Raw genomic sequence first — 17,502 nt, forward strand, 5'->3', positions numbered from 1 at the left:
ATCCTAAAATTCTGAACCTTGAAAACTCAAAAAAAACAACTATGGCTACACTTCAACAGCAAAAAATTCGCATCCGTCTGAAAGCTTTTGACCGTCGTTTATTAGATACTTCTTGTGAAAAGATTGTCGATACAGCTAATCGAACAAACGCTACAGCAATAGGACCAATTCCTTTACCTACTAAGCGAAGAGTTTACTGTGTCCTGCGCTCGCCCCACGTTGACAAAGACTCCCGAGAACACTTCGAGACTCGGACTCACCGCCGAATTATTGACATTTATCAACCTTCCTCTAAAACGATTGATGCTTTGATGAAATTGGATTTACCCGCCGGGGTTGATATTGAAGTTAAGCTTTAATAGTTAACAGTTAACCGTTAACAGTTATCAGTTATTAATATCTTCTTTTTAACTTTTTTAACTGCTCACTATTCACGGTTAACTGTTAAAGGTTAACTAGAGATAAAAATTAGTTGCCTTATTAATGCAGTAGACAGACAAAGCCATCTAGGTTGAATCACTAACCCCAGATCAAGGAAATCTTCAGACTAAAAACGAATAACCGGGGACTAACCCTTAAAAATCCGTTAAAGTATAAAGAGGACAGCATAAGCATCGCATTCTAAAGGTACAATGGCATCCTCTTCTTCAATTGCAGTTAGAGAACTTCCCCTGTTCCCCCTTCCGGAAGTGGTTCTGTTTCCAGGTCGTCCTCTTCCCCTCCATATTTTTGAATTTCGCTACCGCATCATGATGAATACCATCCTAGATGATGATCGCCGTTTTGGTGTTTTGATGGTAGATCCGGTGCGAGGGGAGATCGCTAACGTGGGTTGTTGTGCTGAAATCATTCGTTTTCAACGCCTACCCGATGATCGCATGAAAATTTTGACCGTTGGACAACAAAGATTCCGAGTGCTTGAATATGTTCGCGAAAAACCTTACCGAGTTGGCTTAGTGGAATGGATAGAAGATGAGTCTCCCACAGAAGACCTTAGACCTCTAGCCAAAGAAGTAGAAAACTTACTGCGGGATGTGGTTCATCTCTCGGCTAAGTTGACGGACCAAAAAATTGAACTTCCTGACGATTTACCGAGCTTACCAAGAGAGTTATCTTACTGGATCGCGGGTAATCTGTATAATGTGGCTTTTGAACAACAAGCACTCCTAGAAATGCAGGATACCTTGGCTCGCTTAAAACGAGAAGCCGAAATTCTTACTTCTACTCGCAGTCATTTAGCCGCTCGTACAGCCCTTAAAGATGCTTTAAATTAAAGATTAGCTATCATCGATGATTCTATCTTTAATATTCGGTAACTCCCAAAAATCTTAATGATTTCAGTACAATTAGCTAATTGGGCTAATGCCGCTTGGGTTGAGTCGTCGCTGATACTGTTTTCTAAATCTACAAAAAACAAATACTCTCCCAGGGAGCGCTTGGTGGGACGTGATTCAATGCGGGAAAGGTTAATGCCTCGGTCAGCAAAAATTTGAAGGGCTTTAACCAAAGCACCCGGCTCATTTTTTGGCACACTAAACGCTAAAGCACTGTGACTCCCGTTGGTTGTTGGGGACCTCCCCACCACCCAAAAGCGGGTACAGTTATCAGGATAATCATTAATCTCATCAGCAATAATGGGTAAGTTGTAGAGTTTAGCCGCACGGGGAGAGGCAATGGCGGCAGTGGTGGGTTCCAAATTGACATATTTTAGGGCTTCTGTGGTGGAACTGGTAGCCACAAGCTGAACTCTTGGCAGAGACTTTTCTAGCCATTTTTGACATTGCGCGAGGGCCTGGGGATGAGAATAAACCGTTTTAATCTCTTCTAGAGTGGCGGCACAAGAAAATAGTGTATGAATGATCGGTAACACTAACTCTTGTTGAATTTGAAGTTGATCAAACTCCCAGAAGGTATCTAAGGTGATGGCGACACTTCCCTCTGTTGAATTTTCTACAGGTACTACTCCTAAGTCTACTTCTTCGTGAGCCACTGCATATAAACTTCGGGCAATGGTCGGACAAGGAGATAATTGAGTAAGTTGACCGGTTTGTTTTTCTAACCATTGAGCATAAGCGAGTGCGGCTGTTTCTGCATTGGTTCCTTGGGGTCCCAGATGGGCAATCGAAATTACCATAAGCGATCTAACATTGAGTTTTTAGTTCTTGCTATTAGTATCATCTCCTGAAACTGTCTGTTTCCCTCTACTTCCTAATTAATGGCTCATTAATAATCAATAATGAGAGTTTTGTCAATATATATTAATATTTTGTACAAGTTTGTCTTATAATTGTCAATAAATGCAACAAAGGTGCGGTTTTCCTCTCGTTGAGGTCGTATAATTACTAAATCAATTTTTATAAAATTTTAAGAATTGTAAAGTAACATTAACAAAGAAGACAAAGCTGAGAGAGTCTATCTATGGAAACACGCTTTACTGCTTCGGAGACTGTGGAAATTCCAGTGGAGGAACAAACCATTCCCATACAGCATTATTTGCGGCAGCCGCAACGATTGGTGAGTGCTATTGCCAATCCTAACTTAATGGAACAGCTATCAGACTCGCAATTCCGGCTGAAAATGCGTCCTCTAAATTTTATGGACCTGTATCATTTTCAACCTACAGTGGTGTTAAAAGTTTGGGCAGACGCAAAAGGAACCGTGTATTTGCTCTCAGAAAGTTGTGAAATTCGCGGGTTTGAATATATTAACGAGCGCTTTTCTTTAAAAGTCAAAGGAATTTTAGCACCTATTCAGAAAAACGATCAAACTTATCTTCAAGGACAGGCAGATTTAGAAGTAAAAGTTGAATTACCACCAGCCCTCAGCTTAACCCCTAAACCGTTATTAGAAGTCACAGGGAATGGATTACTTAAAAGTGTTTTAGTACAAATCAAGCAACGGTTACTCTCTCAGCTATTAAAAGATTATCGTCACTGGGCACTCAGCGAAGAAGTTGCTGTCAGCAGTCAGGTAAAAGAAGCGCTGACTTAACTTTGTCACTCATTAGCATATTTAAATTAAGATAATTATTTTAGGTTGGGTTGAGGTAAGAAACCCAACTCAATTGTTTATAGACAAACTTTTCTGACAAGGCCGAAAAGACAAACGATGTTGGGGTGAAGGTCCATATTTAAGCAGCGCTTCTCGATGTCGAATGGTTCCATAACCCTTATTAGCAATTAAATCATAGTGAGGATATTTCCGAGCCAGCCGCACAATTAATTGATCGCGCCAAACCTTCGCCAGAATAGAAGCCGCCGCAATCACTGGTGATCGCTCATCTCCCCTAACAATATTTTCCTGCCTGATAGCTAAATTAGGAATCGGCTGTTTTCCATCCACCAAACACACAGCCGCTTCAACCTTTAACTTAGCTACCGCTCGATACATAGCTAGTAAAGAAGCTTGTAAAATATTGATGCGATCAATATCCATAACAGTAGCAAAACTGACATGAAAATCCAGTGCCATTGCCTTAATTTGTGCGGCTAATTCGCTACGTTTTTTCGGGGAAAGTTGCTTACTATCCTTGACTCCCAGTGCTGTTAATTGAGGTAGGGCGGAGACTGGTATAATGACTGCCCCCGCCGCTACTGGGCCAAACAATGCCCCTCGTCCAACTTCATCGACACCAGCAATTAAAGTCTCTTGACTTTTCACTTCCGGCAACAGAGAAATATCAAAAGTAGGCAGTATTGGCTTTGTCATCAAATTAATTGGTAGCAGCAGAAGAACGACGACGACGACGACGAATCACAGGACGATCATCAGAACTATCCTGATCCTCCTCATGAGCAAAGAAATCCTCCTCTATACTTCCATTATCTTCTACCGTTGGTATTAATTCGGTTTCTGGTTGAGCAATCTCAGAAATGGGAGAGACAGAATTAACCACCGGTTCTGAAACAGATGTTATCTCTCTAATTTCCCTAGTTTCCTTGTCTTTGGGTTTTACAGAAACAATGACGGTTCTAGGGTCTTTAAATTCTCGTTCTAACAGTATTAACGGAGAAATCCCCATTTCTGAGTAAACATCTTGCTCTAAATCCGACATTTCCACAGATACCCTTTCTAAAGGCATCTCATCCCGTCTTTGATTTCTGACTCCTCGCTCTCTTCTATCTTCTCGAGGGGGTTCGTATTCTAGATCTAACTCCCGTTCAGGAATGCCCGGCAAAATTTTCGTACCGCCTTCTTCTTTAATCAGATCATTAGAACGACGACGGCGACGACGACGGGCAGCCGCTAAGCCTTGGTCTTGATAGTTAGGATGATACAACAAGTCCATTTGTTGAGAAGTTTCATCCCCATCATCATAGTTAGCATCAAAACTGGGTTCAGGTTCGATAATTGGCTTTTCGGGTAGTCGAGGCGCGTGAGTTACTGCCGGTACGGTAGGCGGTGGGCTAAAGGAGAGAGTTTCTAGACTAACGACATCTGATTCTCCCGGCAGATGAGCTAAATGGCCTAACCCGCTACAGGTGGGACAGGGTTGACCAAATAGTTCATAAATATTTTTCCCTTGACGTTTGCGGGTTAATTCCACTAAACCCAATTCTGAGAGTTGGGCGATTTGGGGCCTAGCTTTATCGGCTTTGAGGGCTTTATTAAAATGTTCTAGTAGTTTCAGTTGATCGCGGCGGGAGTCCATATCGATGAAGTCTACCACGATGACTCCCCCGATATTCCTCAGTCGTAGCTGACGGGCAATTTCTGTAGCGGCTTCGCTATTGGTCCAGAGTACGGTTTCTCGAGAAGTAGCTGAACGAGTAAACGAACCGGAGTTAACATCAATGACGGTTAACGCTTCGGTGGGTTCGATGATAATATAGCCTCCCGAGGGTAAATCTACTCTCGGTTTAAGGGCTTCTCGAATAGCGGCGTTAACGCGAAAATAATCTAAGACTGATTGAGATTCTCGATGATAGTCGATCACCACCCCTTCGGGTGAGCGTCCTCCACTCCATCCGATTAAATGCTGTTTGACTCGCTTAACTGAGGCGGGGGTATCTACCACGATGCGGTTGACATCTGAGGTATACATATCCCGCAGCACCCGTTGAATAAAGTCATCATCTCGGTTTAAGAGGACCGGCGGACGGGTTGAAGCCGCTTGTTGTTGAATCAGTTCCCATTGCTTTTGAAGCACTTCTAGGTCTTCCATGATCGCTTCTTCGGCTTTTCCTTCTGCCTCAGTGCGAACCAAAAGCCCCATGCCGGCTGGTTTCACTAATATAGCCAAGGCTCTTAAGCGGCTGCGTTCATCTTCGTTTCTGATGCGTCGAGATAAGTTTACTCCTCTGCCATAGGGCATTAAGACTAAATAGCGTCCGGGTAAGGTAATATTTCCCGTCAGACGTGGGCCTTTATTGCCGGTGGGTTCTTTCATCACCTGTACTAGCACCTTTTGTTGAGGGGCTAATAATTCTGTAATGGCTCCGGCTGTTTTTTTCAGGCGTAGAGGCCCTAAATCTGTTACATGAATAAATCCATTGCGTTCTGCATCCCCAATATTAACAAATGCTGCATCTATTCCGGGAATTACATTTTCTACTAAGCCTAAATATATGTCTCCTACTTGTTGATTGCCTGTAGCAACGACTAATTCTTGAATTTGATCTTCCCAGAAAACAGCCGCAATGTGATGCTGCTCCGCGATAATAATTTGTTTTGGCATTGAATTCCCTCAAACTTGTATGGTTGGTTAAGACGGATAATCTATGCTGTGTTCGTCGATTGGACTGTTCTTAAACACGGTCATTGGTTAAACTCTTCTTATCAAATATCGAGTTGAGCAGTAGAACAATTACATTCTGTACATACCTATTTCAACTCACAAACGACTGTAAGGCTGTAAACGGTCTTTAAAGTTATGACTTTCCTTACTTTGGTTTACCTTTACCCATAAGGAATACATAAATTTTTGGCTAAATCTTTCAAGTCCTTCTTGTGTAAATACGCGCTCGAATGCAGAATATCAGTTAGGGGTTAGCTCAGGATAGACGCTATGGAAACAAGGAGTATTTAACTCTGCATTCTATTTTTTTCAGTATGCTCTAACGACTACAGCAGATAGCTTTTGTCTAATTATCGCACTTTTGCTCCACTAGAGCTATTCCTGTTTCCTTGTTTCTCAATAACCACTTTAGCAGTAGCTTTATTTTAGATTATTTTAACTTGAATATAACCTGAAAAGGATCACGATGGCAAGACAAATTTGAATTATGTCATACCTTAATCAAGGCTTGACGAAGAGACTCTATGGTTTTTCTGGTGGTTATTGCCACTTTGTCTATTTCTTCGAGGGTATTAAACCTGCCAATGCCAAATCTTAAAGAGGCATAGGCTAATGATTTCTCATGTCCTAAAGCGCTTAAGACGTGAGAAGGGGCTGTCGAACTCGATGAACAAGCTGATCCTGAAGAAACCGCTACCGTTGATTGCATTCCTAGTAATAACGCATTTCCATCCACTCCTTCTACACTAATATTTAAGTTACCGGCGAGTCTCTGGTCCGCATGACCATTTAGATGTATTCCTTCTAGTTGGCTTATTTGTTGCCAGAGGCGGTCCCGTAACATTCTGAGTCGTCCGGTTTCAGACGGCATTTGTTCTAGTCCTATTTCTACTGCTTTAGCCAAGCCGACAATTTGAGGTGTAAATAATGTTCCCGACCTTAATCCTTTTTCTTGTCCGCCTCCTTGAATTTGGGATGCTAGACGTACTCTAGGGTTACGACGACGAACATATAAAGCACCAATTCCTTTGGGCCCATAAACTTTGTGGGCCGTCATAGACATTATATCTATGTTTTGGCTCTTTACATCTAGGGGGATTTTGCCGAGCGCTTGTGCGGCATCGGTGTGAAATAGAACTTGATGAGCGTGACAAATTTTCCCAATTTCGGCTATGGGTTGGATGACTCCAATTTCGTTATTGGCTGTCATCACCGAGACTAAAATGGTGTCGGACCGTATAGCTTTCTCTAATTGTACCAAATTTATTAACCCATCCCCAGTTACAGGAAGATAAGTCACTTCAAATCCCAAACTTTCCAGATATTTACAGGGATCTAAAACTGCATGATGTTCGGTAGAAACCGTAATGATGTGCCGCCCTTTACTAAAATATGCTTCGGCAACGCCTTTGAGCGCTAAATTGTTGGCTTCTGTGGCCCCACTGGTAAATATTATTTCTTCTGGGGTAGCGTTGATCGCATCCGCTAGGATTGCTCTAGCTTTTTTGATGGCTGCTTCTGCTTCCCATCCATAAATGTGAGTAATACTAGAAGCATTGCCAAAGTGTTCGGTAAAATAGGGCAGCATGGCTTCTAGTACCCGTTTATCCATTGGGGTTGTTGCCTGGCAGTCGAGGTAAATTGGGCGTTGGAGCATAAACAAGTTATCAATCAAGCATAGTGATTATGGTTGTTATGGGTTTGCGCTCGCTCAACTTGTGGTGAAAAATGTACCTACTTTATTGTACATCATTTTTTAACCTTTTATATATATCGCGGTACTTGTCAAGCCAAAGGCAAGCGGCCAAAGTTTATCCCCCGAGCCTTTCCCAGCTTACTCAATTCGCTTAACACCCCTCTATATTGATAAAGACGTTGCCGCCAACGTCTCTAAAAATTCTCAAATTTTGTTGTTAAAGGATTAAAATTTAGATGACTTTATTATTTTTGTGCTTATTCTTTTCTTAAAAAATTAACCTTTAATTAAAACGCCGGGTTCTTTTTGAATAGGTAATATATCTAAAAAGTCCGTTTGGGCACAATATTTTAAGTCTTCATGACAGTTTAACCCCAATAACCGTTGACCATGACTGCATTTATGGAACATTTCTAGTAAATTATTTTGCCACTGAGTATAAAGCGCTCTAGCGGCTATGACTTCATCATTGCCAATTTCAATATTGTCTTGATGCTGCATCAGCAAATCAGCGATCGCGCCGGCACAAACAGCATCTTCTAAAGAATAGCCGCCTTGCCATCCCGAACCGAGTAACCATACCGTAGAGGGATTTTTCTCGAGTAAATAACTGACGATCGTTTTTCGATTGATCAAAGCGGCGGCTAATACGGTATGAGATTGTTCGACTCGTTGTAAGGCACGGGTGCCATTAGTGGTACTGATAAATAGACGTTTTCCTTGTACCAATTCAGGACTACAATCCAACGGCGAGTTACCTAAGTCACATCCTTCTACCTTAGCCCCCCCTCGTTCTCCCGCCAGAAGACGCTTTTCTGGCAACCAAGTCGAACTGACTTCGAGCAACTGTTCAAGAGAACTAAAGGCTTGTACGGCTTCAGCACCAGCATTTAAAGCGGTTGAGATGGTTGTGGTAGCCCGTAATACATCGATCACTACGGCACAATCAGGTAAATCATGCGTCGGTGTTAATTCGGGGGTGTGATAAACAAAAAGTTTCACGACTTAAACCCTTACAGAAATAGCTAATTTTGACAATGTGTAGATTTTATCATGTCTGGTTAGAGGTGTTCGGGAATTTTTTAGAGTTATTTTGTTCCTCTCCACTAAGATTCTAAAATTTTTCTTATTTGGCCAACAAAATGGAACAAATCTCGTCTTATTGACCCAGTCATATTTAAGTTAAGAAATTTTCCTTTATATAAGCTAAAAGGATCATGAAACTCTCATTATCAAGCCCCTTGGCTGTTTTAGTATCAATTATCTTTACCCAATTTCCGGCTTATAATTTGGTCAGCGCTGCCACTTTTGATCAACAGGAAGTAGATCAATCTTCGTTTATTGCGATCGCTAGGCCCTATGGAAATAATAAATACGATCTATTAATTATTCGCCAAATTCCCCAACAACGACAGTGTTGGAGTGAAAGTGGCACGAAACCGGTCACAGTAGACCCTCTGTTGCTCAACTTTGATTTTACGGGCAGTTGTGAACGCAGTACCGATAGTAATGGCTATTCGGTTCGCATTGATGGTGAAGATTATGGGTTAAATTATTTGCTCTCCATTGAACAGCGTAATGGGGAATTAGTCTTGGTTGCGCTAAATCGGGTTGATCCGTCTAAACCGCCCATTGTGATCGGTAGAACCTACGGAATGACTCAAGGTCTTTTGAAAATCTTTCTTAACCCCGGATGGCGATTTACCAAACGGACTTATCAAGGCAAAGTTTTAGGCCATGTGTATTTGACTGGGGATACTCAAGCGATGGTTCCAGAAGATAGTTCGGCGGTGTCTTCTTCTAATCAATCCGATACAGCCGCCCCCTCGAGCCAGCAGAACGGAAATACTAGCCCAACGGTTTCGCAGCAGTCGCCTGATGAATATACTTTTACGGCTGAATCTTCTGAACCTCCGGCCGCATCGAGCAATAATTCGTTTTCTAATGATAGTTCTCTAGAATCCTATCGTTCTGAGCGAACTCCTTCGGTTCCTGCGGCTAACAGTAACACTCGAGCTAATGTTCCTAATACTAAGAAATATTCTGGTGAATTACCCCCTCCCCCGTTTTCTCCGTCTTCTTTGCCGCCAGTTGCTCCCCCCTCTCAAAATCCTAACAATCAAATTGTTCCCCCTCCCTCTCTCAACTCGTCTAATTCACAACGTCAAAATTTATCGGATACGCTCAATAATCTTAATAACAATTCTGGGCGAACGCCTTCTAGTCGTTCCATCGCTCAAGCGAAAAATTATAAAGTTTTAGTGGAGGCTAAAACCGGTTCTCAACAACAACAATTGCGCTCACTTTATCCTGAATCTTTCCCCACAAAATACAATGGCCAGTCTTTTTGGCAAGTGGGAGTATTTAGCACGGCTGATAATGCCCAAAACGTGATCCAAAATTTAAAAAATGCAGGGTTAAATAGCCGAATGATTCCTTTTTAACTAACCAATGAATCGTTAGTTTTGCAGTAAAAGCCGCTCATCATCTAAAAAATCATCTCTGATGATGGGCAAAGTCACCATAAAGGTTGTTCCCACTCCCACTTGACTTTTAACCTCAACATAGCCGCCATGAGTCTCTACACAGCGTTGCACAATAGCTAATCCTAAACCCGTTCCTGCAATATTATCTACATTAGTGGCTCGAAAGAAAGGCTTAAACAGTCCTTCTATTGCCTCTGGTGGAATGCCAATACCTTGATCTTGAACCGTAAAAATGACTTGCCCTTTTCCTTCAATTAAATCTAAGCGAATTATGCCGCCATTAGGAGAATATTTCAGAGCATTTCCGAGCAAATTATTTAAAATATGTCTAAGAAGATTATCATCCCATAGCCCATCATTAAAATTTCCATCGGCCTTAAAAATGAGTTGATGAGCCTCACTAATATTGAGACGAAAAGCCTGTAATATATTAGCACAAAATTCTTTTAAATTGAGAGGAACTGGATTAAATTTGAGTCTGCCGGCATCGGCTCTGCCAATAATTAAAACTTCTGTTAACAACTGATCCATATCTTTAATAGCAGAACGAATCATTTGAAAATAGTTCAGTTGTTGTTCTTGGCTGAGTCGATCACGACAATCTTCTAATAAACCAGCCGACAAAAGAATCGTATTTAGAGGGTTGCGGAAGTCATGGGAGAGCATCGAAACAAACTCAGTTTTAAGCTGATTGATTTCTTTGGCTTTTGTGAGTTCGGCGGTGCGTTCCTCTACCCGCATTTGTAATTTCTCATTCATTTGTTCTAACTGTTGGGCCACTTGCTTGCGCTCAATGGCATAACACAGAGAACGAACCAAAATTTCTAGGGTGACGTGGCGTTTAACGAGATAGTCTTGCGCTCCTCGTCTGACGGCTTCGAGAGCGAGGTGATCATCATTGGTGTTGGTGAGAACCACAATGGGAACATGAGGAGCAATTTGCACTAAAGGGTTAAGAGACTCTAACCCTTGACTATCGGGTAGAGTCAAATCTAATAAAATGATATCAAATGGCTCAGAGCGGATTTTTTCTAGCCCTTCTCGTAGCCGCTTGACATGACATAAATTAAATTGTTTCAGATGAGAACCCTTGAGAATTTCTTGCAGAAGTCTGGCTTCTGCCAAATTATCCTCAATTAACAAAACGTTGACTGTGCTGGTGAGTACCATCGTTATGCTGTTTACCCTCTCCACCTCTACCCTAACGCGATTTTGTTGCTTTTTAACATAAATTTTAGATTTTCTCGTCTGATGGTAAGGTAGCAGTGGTTAACCAAAAAGTTTCTATTTCTTTGACAATGCGGAACAATTCGCTCAGATTACGGGATTTGCTGATAAAGCAATTCACGTGTAACTCATAGCTGTGGTCAATATCTTCCTCATTGCGGGAGGTACTTAAAACCACGACCGGAATTCGTTTGAGCGTTGGATCGGCTTTGATTTCGGCTAAAACTTCTCGTCCATCTTTTTTAGGCAAATTTAAGTCGAGAAGAATTAGATTAGGGCGGATAGCTTCTTTATACTCTCCCTCTTGACGAAGATAGTCCATAGCTTCCACCCCATCCCGGGCGATCATGAGCGTATGTTCAGTAGAGCTAGTTTTTAGGGCTTCTTGGATTAAGCGAATATCAGCTTTGCTGTCCTCCACTAATAATATAATTTTGGGCTTTACGTCCTCTCCGTAGCTCACGATCACGTCCTCCTACTGGAATTGTAAAGTAGAATGTTGCCCCCTCTTTGAGTTCAGATTCAACCCAGATGCGTCCCCGGTGACATTCGATAATCTTTTTACAGATGGCTAGTCCCATACCGGTGCCTGGATATTCATCTCGGGTGTGTAGGCGTTGGAAGATGACAAAAATCCGTTCGGAAAATCGAGGATCAATGCCGATCCCATTATCGCTAACGGAGAATAACCAAGCCTCGTCTAACCTTTTTACCCCAATATGTATCTCAGGGCGTTTTTCACTGCGGAATTTAATGGCATTGGCTATCAAATTTTGGAATAATTGCATTAATTGAGTTCCATCGGCCAGCACTGTGGGAAGGGGATCATGAGTAATGATAGCTTCATTTTCTCCGATCCGCCGCCGCAAATTACTTAAGGCTTTGTCTAAGGCTGTTTCTGCTTCAGTGAGTTCAAATTCTACCTGCTGTAGATCGACTTTAGAATAAGCCAATACATCATCGATCAGGGTTTGCATCAAACTCACACCATCTACAGCAAATTGAATGAATTCTTGTGCGTCTTCATCGAGTTCTTCTCGATAACGTAATTCTAACAGTTGAACGTAGTTAGCGACTTGATTTAGGGGTTCTTGTAAGTCGTGTGAAGCAACGTAAGCAAATTTTTTCAGTTCTGAGTTAGATAATTCTAAATCATGGGCCAGTTGAGCGAGTTCTTCGGCTTGAGCTAAAATGGTATTGGCGATCGCTTTTCTCAGTTCTAGAGCCGCATTCAGTTCTGAGGGTTTCCAGTGTAAAGATTTCAGGCGGACAGTTTCTTTCCAGAGGGCGAAAGATTTCCGAGGACACAGTCGTAATTCTCCATCTTCGGTGGTGGTTTCGTAAGCTTTATTGGGGTTGCCTCCCCAATTGACGGTTTGAATCACTTCTGGACGGAACCATAACACATAATTGCGTTTGGCGATGGGGATAGCGAGTAATCCACTGGCCACATCTTTATATTTTCTCGCATCTGGATAAACCCGAGGCAAAGAATCGGTATAAAAGACTTCTTCTTTGACGTTTTTCTGTAGCCATTGAATTAAATAATTGAGGTCTTCTTCGTCGGGAGTTTGCCCCAATAAAGTATATTTTCCCCCGAAACAAATGGCGGCTCCGGTGGCGTTTGTCAGTTCTAATAAGTTGGGGTCATGTTTAACTAATCCATCAATAAAGTGTTCTTCGCTAGACATATACTCCACTAATCTTGAGCGAACATAGTTCAGCTTCATGCGGTAGTCATAGTCTTCGGTTTCTTCTTTGATAGATATTTCTGAAAATACGACTCGCCCTAAAAATTCGCAAGCTTTCCGCACTTCATAAGGCACTAATTTGGGGGTTTGATGGTGACAAGCAATGAGTCCCCAAAGCTTGTTATCTTTAATCAGAGATATGGTTAAAGATGCCCCCACTTCCATATTATGGAGATATTCTAAATGACAAGGAGAGGGACTTCTCAAAATAGATAGGGTTAAATTTAAAGGCTGTTCTGTGGTGGGATTAACGGCTGGGATCATGTCCACCGGTGTCGCCTGACTATCGGGAATAATTCTGATCCAATTGGCGGTAAATAATTTTCGGGCTGGTGCGGGAATATCCGATTCTGGATAGTGTAAACCTAAATAGGGTTCGAGTTCTTCTCGTTTGTCTTCTGCAATGACATCGCCGTGATTTTCGCTATCAAATTTATATAACATTACCCGGTCAAATCCGGTTAGTTTTCTGACTTCTTGGACAATAATCTGACAAAATTCTGTTAATTTAGCAGATTTTTCGAGTTGATTAATGGAAGTTTTCGCTAGGTGATAAAAGCTGAGGAAAGGAATATTTTCATAAGTCATGGCCGGTTCTAATTCTAAAATTAATAAACCATCGGCATTGCGATGAAATACTCCATCAAAAACTACATATTCATCGCCCTTAACTCTTGCCCAAATTTTGGAAGGATTTAAGGCATCAAAATTATTTTCGATTATCCCTTCTTTTAGACGATCAATTTGGAACGGATCAAAAATATCTTCTAGCTTACTCTGTAAAATCTGATCAATACTAATTCCTAATATCGTTTCGGCATTACTACTTACTTGTATCACTTGTAAATCGGGTTCGGCTAACACTAGCAAAACTCCATAAGACTGAATTCTATTATATAAATGAATCGGTTCTTGTTCTAAACGATTTAAGCCGATATTCGCTATTGATAAATCTACAGCAACCATTTTTTCACTCTCCTTGAATCTTTACTTCTAGCTCTGACTAGATGTTTATTATAGACTTTTGTTTTAATTTTCTTTTGCTTCTCTCAATGCCAAGCTGGTAATATTTACTTATTGAAGCCGATCTTTTCTCCAGCAAAGTTTAAGGTTTTTTTAATTTTTCTGGTGGATTTTTTTTGCAGCAAAAATACTCATTGAAGTATATTTTTAAGTATAGCCTAGAAATTCCCTAAAATTTCTCACTGCCTTATTACAATTTGCGACTAAAAATCACGAATTGTAGGATTTTGTGAAATTATGTTAAGCTCAGGAAAAATAGAGTCATCCGACTCCCAACTCCGGCAAAGAGCGCAGAAGAAGCAGCGACTCCCGTGTGCTGTCTCGTAAAATGGTAGAATAATTAACATATATTTATACTTTCTCAATCAGAAAGCGCGGCAACGGTAACATAAAAATAAAAAAACGGCTATGTTGAAAGCTTTATTCGGAGACCCTAACACTCGTAAACTCAATAAATTTCAACCCCTCGTCACAGAAACAAATCTGCTCGAAGAAGAGATCAAGAAATTATCAGACGACGATCTCAAGCGCAAGACAGACGAATTTAGAGAACAATTGGAAAAAGCTAACAATGACCGCGAAATAGAAGAAATTCTTGACGAAATTTTACCGGAAGCTTTTGCCGTTGTGCGAGAAGCCTCACAGAGGGTTTTAGGGATGCGCCACTTTGATGTGCAACTGATGGGGGGCCTCGTGTTGCACAAAGGACAAATTGCTGAAATGAAAACCGGGGAAGGAAAAACCTTAGTATCTACCTTACCCGCTTATCTCAATGGATTAACCGGCAAAGGCGTTCACATCGTCACTGTTAACGACTATCTGGCCCGTCGTGACGCGGAATGGATGGGACAAGTTCACCGTTTTCTCGGGCTGAGTGTGGGCTTAATTCAAGCGGGGATGAGTCCAGAAGAACGTAAGAAAAACTACGCCTGTGATATTACCTATACCACCAATAGTGAATTAGGATTTGATTATCTACGGGACAATATGGCCACCTCGATGGCAGAAGTGGTACAACGTCCCTTTAGCTATTGCATCATTGACGAAGTGGACTCAATTTTAATCGACGAAGCGAGAACCCCTCTAATTATTTCTGGTCCCATTGAACGCCCCACCGAAAAATACTATCAAGCCGCCGAAATCGTCAAACAATTAGTCAAACAAGAAGTAGAAGACGGCCCCGGAGATTATGAAGTCGATGAAAAAGCCCGCAATATTTTGCTGACGGATGACGGGTTTAAAAAAGCCGAAGAACTCTTAGGTGTTAAAGATTTATACGATCAAGAAAACCCTTGGGCCCATTACATTTTTAACGCCATCAAAGCCAAAGAACTCTTCCTCAAAGATGTGAACTACATCGTCCGTAACGGCGAAGTGGTGATCGTCGATGAGTTTACCGGACGGGTATTACCCGGCAGACGTTGGAGTGATGGACTCCACCAAGCCATTGAAGCCAAAGAAAGAGTGGAAATTCAACAGGAAACCCAAACCCTAGCCACCATTACCTATCAAAATTTCTTCCTGCTTTATCCTAAACTCTCAGGCATGACCGGTACAGCCAAAACCGAAGAAACCGAGTTAGAAAAGGTCTATAACTTACAAGTAACCATTATTCCCACCAACCGGCCCTCTCAACGCTACGACCTGCCGGATGCCGTTTATAAAGGGGAAGGGGGGAAATGGCGATCCGTCGCTGACGAAGTGGAAGAATTGCATAAAATGGGTCGTCCGATCTTAGTCGGAACAACCAGCGTCGAAAAATCAGAACTTTTATCTAGGTTACTGCGAGAGAAAGAAATTCCCCATAACTTGCTCAATGCGCGTCCTGAAAACGTAGAACGGGAATCAGAAATCGTAGCCCAAGCCGGGCGAAAAGGCGCTGTCACCATAGCCACTAACATGGCAGGGCGAGGAACCGATATTATCTTGGGGGGAAATTCAGACTATATGGCCCGTTTGAAAATTCGGGAATACTTGATGCCGAAAATTGTCAGACCCGATGACGATGAATTAGCGGTCAGTGTCCCCAGTTTAGGAGGTCGTCGTCGTCCCCAAGGGTTTGCCTCTGATAGGAAGGTGAAAACCTGGAAAGCGTCTGCTGATATTTTCCCCACTGAATTGTCAGAAGCCACCGTTAAAGGCCTCAAAGAAGCCGTTAAAATTGCTGTGGAATACTATGGCGAGCAAAGTTTGGCCGAATTAGAAACCGAGGAAAAAATTGCGATCGCCTCAGAAAATGCCCCCACAGATGACCCCGTAATTCAAAAACTGCGGCAAGTTTATAAAAAGATACGCGGTGAATATGAAATTTTTACCAGTCAAGAACATAAAGAAGTGGTAGAACTCGGCGGACTACACGTCATTGGAACAGAACGCCATGAGTCACGACGCATTGACAACCAGTTACGGGGACGGGCCGGTCGTCAAGGCGACCCCGGATCTACTCGTTTCTTCCTCAGTTTAGAAGATAACCTGCTGAAAATTTTTGGGGGTGATCGAGTGGCGCGGCTGATGGAAGCTTTACAGGTAGAAGAAGATATGCCCATTGAGTCAGGAATGCTGACCCGTTCTTTAGAAGGGGCCCAAAAAAAGGTAGAAACTTACTACTATGACATCCGTAAGCAGGTGTTTGAGTATGACGAGGTGATGAATAATCAACGTAAAGCCATTTACGCAGAACGTCGGCGGGTGTTAGAAGGGCTAGACCTTAAAGAACAGGTCTTACAGTATGCTGAAAAAACGATGGACGAAATTGTCGAAGCTTACGTTAACCCTGACTTACCCCCCGAAGAATGGGACCTCAACACCTTAGTCAGTAAAGTCAAAGAATTCGTCTATCTGCTACAGGATGTCGAACCCGCCGATATAGAAGATATGACGGTCTTTGAAATTAAGAATTTCCTCCATGAAGAGGTGAGGAAAGCTTATGACGTTAAAGAACAGGAAGTCGATCATGTTCGTCCGGGACTGATGCGAGATGCAGAACGGTTTTTTATCCTGCAACAAATTGATACCCTTTGGCGAGAACACCTACAAGGCATGGAATCATTACGAGAGTCCATTGGCTTACGGGGTTATGGACAAAAAGATCCTTTGATCGAGTATAAGCAAGAAGGCTATGAAATGTTCTTGGAAATGATGATTGACATTCGTCGCAATGTGGTGTACTCTCTGTTCCAATTTAAACCCCAAGGACAGCCGCAAGCAGTGTAAACTCGAGTGAGGAAATGGGTTGAAAAATCCACTTTAACATCACTAAAAAAGTTTCCGAGAATATGACACTCATTAAAGCGTCACTTACTCCTATGTGCCCACAATAGAACTAGATTATATTTTAATTGTGTGAGGAGTGAGAAGAAAGACAGAGCCTTTGAAGTCGAAACATGGCAAGACTTTCAAGGGCTTTTTCATTTGTCGGAATTCCTAACCGGTTTCTCTCACTTTGTCGATATAATAAATAATAAATTAACCCCTAAAGCGATTTTTTAAGTGAGCTTTTATGCGTAGCTCATTGACTTATTCTTTTTAATATTAGTTGAGCTTAAATTTTATGTGATTAGAGATTACTTAACGTGAACGGCT

Annotated in this window: 13 protein-coding genes; 5 read left to right on the plus strand and 8 right to left on the minus strand. The window is 41.9% G+C overall.

Annotation, left to right across the window (positions count from 1 at the left end):
- The first annotated feature begins 41 nt into the window (after positions 1-41).
- Both rpsJ and CYAN7822_RS10435 read left to right on the plus strand, forming a co-directional pair.
- Positions 42-359: a 30S ribosomal protein S10 gene (rpsJ, locus tag CYAN7822_RS10430; protein WP_012597472.1), complete on the plus strand. Its 318-nt coding sequence runs from the start codon at positions 42-44 to the stop codon at positions 357-359.
- 273 nt (positions 360-632) lie between these two features.
- Positions 633-1,274: an LON peptidase substrate-binding domain-containing protein gene (locus CYAN7822_RS10435; RefSeq protein ID WP_013322225.1), complete on the plus strand. Its 642-nt coding sequence runs from the start codon at positions 633-635 to the stop codon at positions 1,272-1,274.
- Here CYAN7822_RS10435 and pheA read toward each other — a convergent pair.
- On the minus strand, positions 1,271-2,134 hold the full coding sequence (gene pheA, locus CYAN7822_RS10440; protein WP_013322226.1) for a prephenate dehydratase: 864 nt from the start codon (positions 2,132-2,134) through the stop codon (positions 1,271-1,273). The two genes, CYAN7822_RS10435 and pheA, sit on opposite strands and share 4 nt — an antisense overlap.
- Before the next feature lie 284 nt (positions 2,135-2,418).
- Here pheA and CYAN7822_RS10445 point away from each other — a divergent pair, with 284 nt between their 5' ends.
- A complete protein-coding gene (locus CYAN7822_RS10445; protein WP_013322227.1) occupies positions 2,419-2,991 on the plus strand; it encodes a DUF1997 domain-containing protein in 573 nt (190 codons plus the stop codon).
- 69 nt (positions 2,992-3,060) lie between these two features.
- On the opposite strand, the gene CYAN7822_RS10450 is transcribed toward CYAN7822_RS10445, so the two are convergent.
- From CYAN7822_RS10450 to CYAN7822_RS10465, 4 genes are all read right to left on the minus strand, one after another.
- Entirely contained in the window at positions 3,061-3,708 is a 648-nt protein-coding gene (locus CYAN7822_RS10450) for a ribonuclease HII (protein ID WP_013322228.1), read from the minus strand.
- Between the two features lie 4 nt (positions 3,709-3,712).
- Positions 3,713-5,677 carry a ribonuclease E gene (gene rne / locus CYAN7822_RS10455; RefSeq protein ID WP_013322229.1) on the minus strand — a complete coding sequence of 655 codons (1,965 nt, stop codon included), beginning with the start codon at positions 5,675-5,677 and terminating at the stop codon, positions 3,713-3,715.
- A 550-nt stretch (positions 5,678-6,227) separates the two neighbouring features.
- A complete protein-coding gene (locus CYAN7822_RS10460) occupies positions 6,228-7,394 on the minus strand; it encodes a cysteine desulfurase family protein (protein ID WP_013322230.1) in 1,167 nt (388 codons plus the stop codon).
- Positions 7,395-7,709: 315 nt separating this feature from the next.
- Positions 7,710-8,435 carry a 2-phosphosulfolactate phosphatase family protein gene (locus CYAN7822_RS10465; protein WP_013322231.1) on the minus strand — a complete coding sequence of 242 codons (726 nt, stop codon included), beginning with the start codon at positions 8,433-8,435 and terminating at the stop codon, positions 7,710-7,712.
- A 215-nt stretch (positions 8,436-8,650) separates the two neighbouring features.
- Between CYAN7822_RS10465 and CYAN7822_RS10470 the strand changes: the two genes are divergently transcribed.
- On the plus strand, positions 8,651-9,877 hold the full coding sequence (locus tag CYAN7822_RS10470) for a DUF3747 domain-containing protein (RefSeq protein WP_013322232.1): 1,227 nt from the start codon (positions 8,651-8,653) through the stop codon (positions 9,875-9,877).
- Between the two features lie 15 nt (positions 9,878-9,892).
- Here CYAN7822_RS10470 and CYAN7822_RS10475 read toward each other — a convergent pair whose 3' ends face one another.
- The 3 genes from CYAN7822_RS10475 to CYAN7822_RS10485 form a co-directional block, all read right to left on the minus strand.
- Positions 9,893-11,089 carry a hybrid sensor histidine kinase/response regulator gene (locus tag CYAN7822_RS10475; protein ID WP_013322233.1) on the minus strand — a complete coding sequence of 399 codons (1,197 nt, stop codon included), beginning with the start codon at positions 11,087-11,089 and terminating at the stop codon, positions 9,893-9,895.
- 64 nt (positions 11,090-11,153) lie between these two features.
- On the minus strand, positions 11,154-11,609 hold the full coding sequence (locus tag CYAN7822_RS10480) for a response regulator (protein WP_013322234.1): 456 nt from the start codon (positions 11,607-11,609) through the stop codon (positions 11,154-11,156).
- Positions 11,548-13,863, minus strand: coding sequence for a sensor histidine kinase (locus CYAN7822_RS10485; protein WP_013322235.1), 2,316 nt, complete (start codon positions 13,861-13,863; stop codon positions 11,548-11,550). The genes CYAN7822_RS10480 and CYAN7822_RS10485 overlap by 62 nt, the downstream gene beginning before the upstream one ends.
- A 465-nt stretch (positions 13,864-14,328) precedes the next feature.
- Here CYAN7822_RS10485 and secA point away from each other — a divergent pair, with 465 nt between their 5' ends.
- Positions 14,329-17,133 carry a preprotein translocase subunit SecA gene (secA, locus tag CYAN7822_RS10490; RefSeq protein WP_013322236.1) on the plus strand — a complete coding sequence of 935 codons (2,805 nt, stop codon included), beginning with the start codon at positions 14,329-14,331 and terminating at the stop codon, positions 17,131-17,133.
- Positions 17,134-17,502: the final 369 nt, after the last annotated feature.

It is taken from the genome of Gloeothece verrucosa PCC 7822 (genome assembly GCF_000147335.1).
Classification (GTDB): Bacteria; Cyanobacteriota; Cyanobacteriia; order Cyanobacteriales; family Microcystaceae; genus Gloeothece; species Gloeothece verrucosa.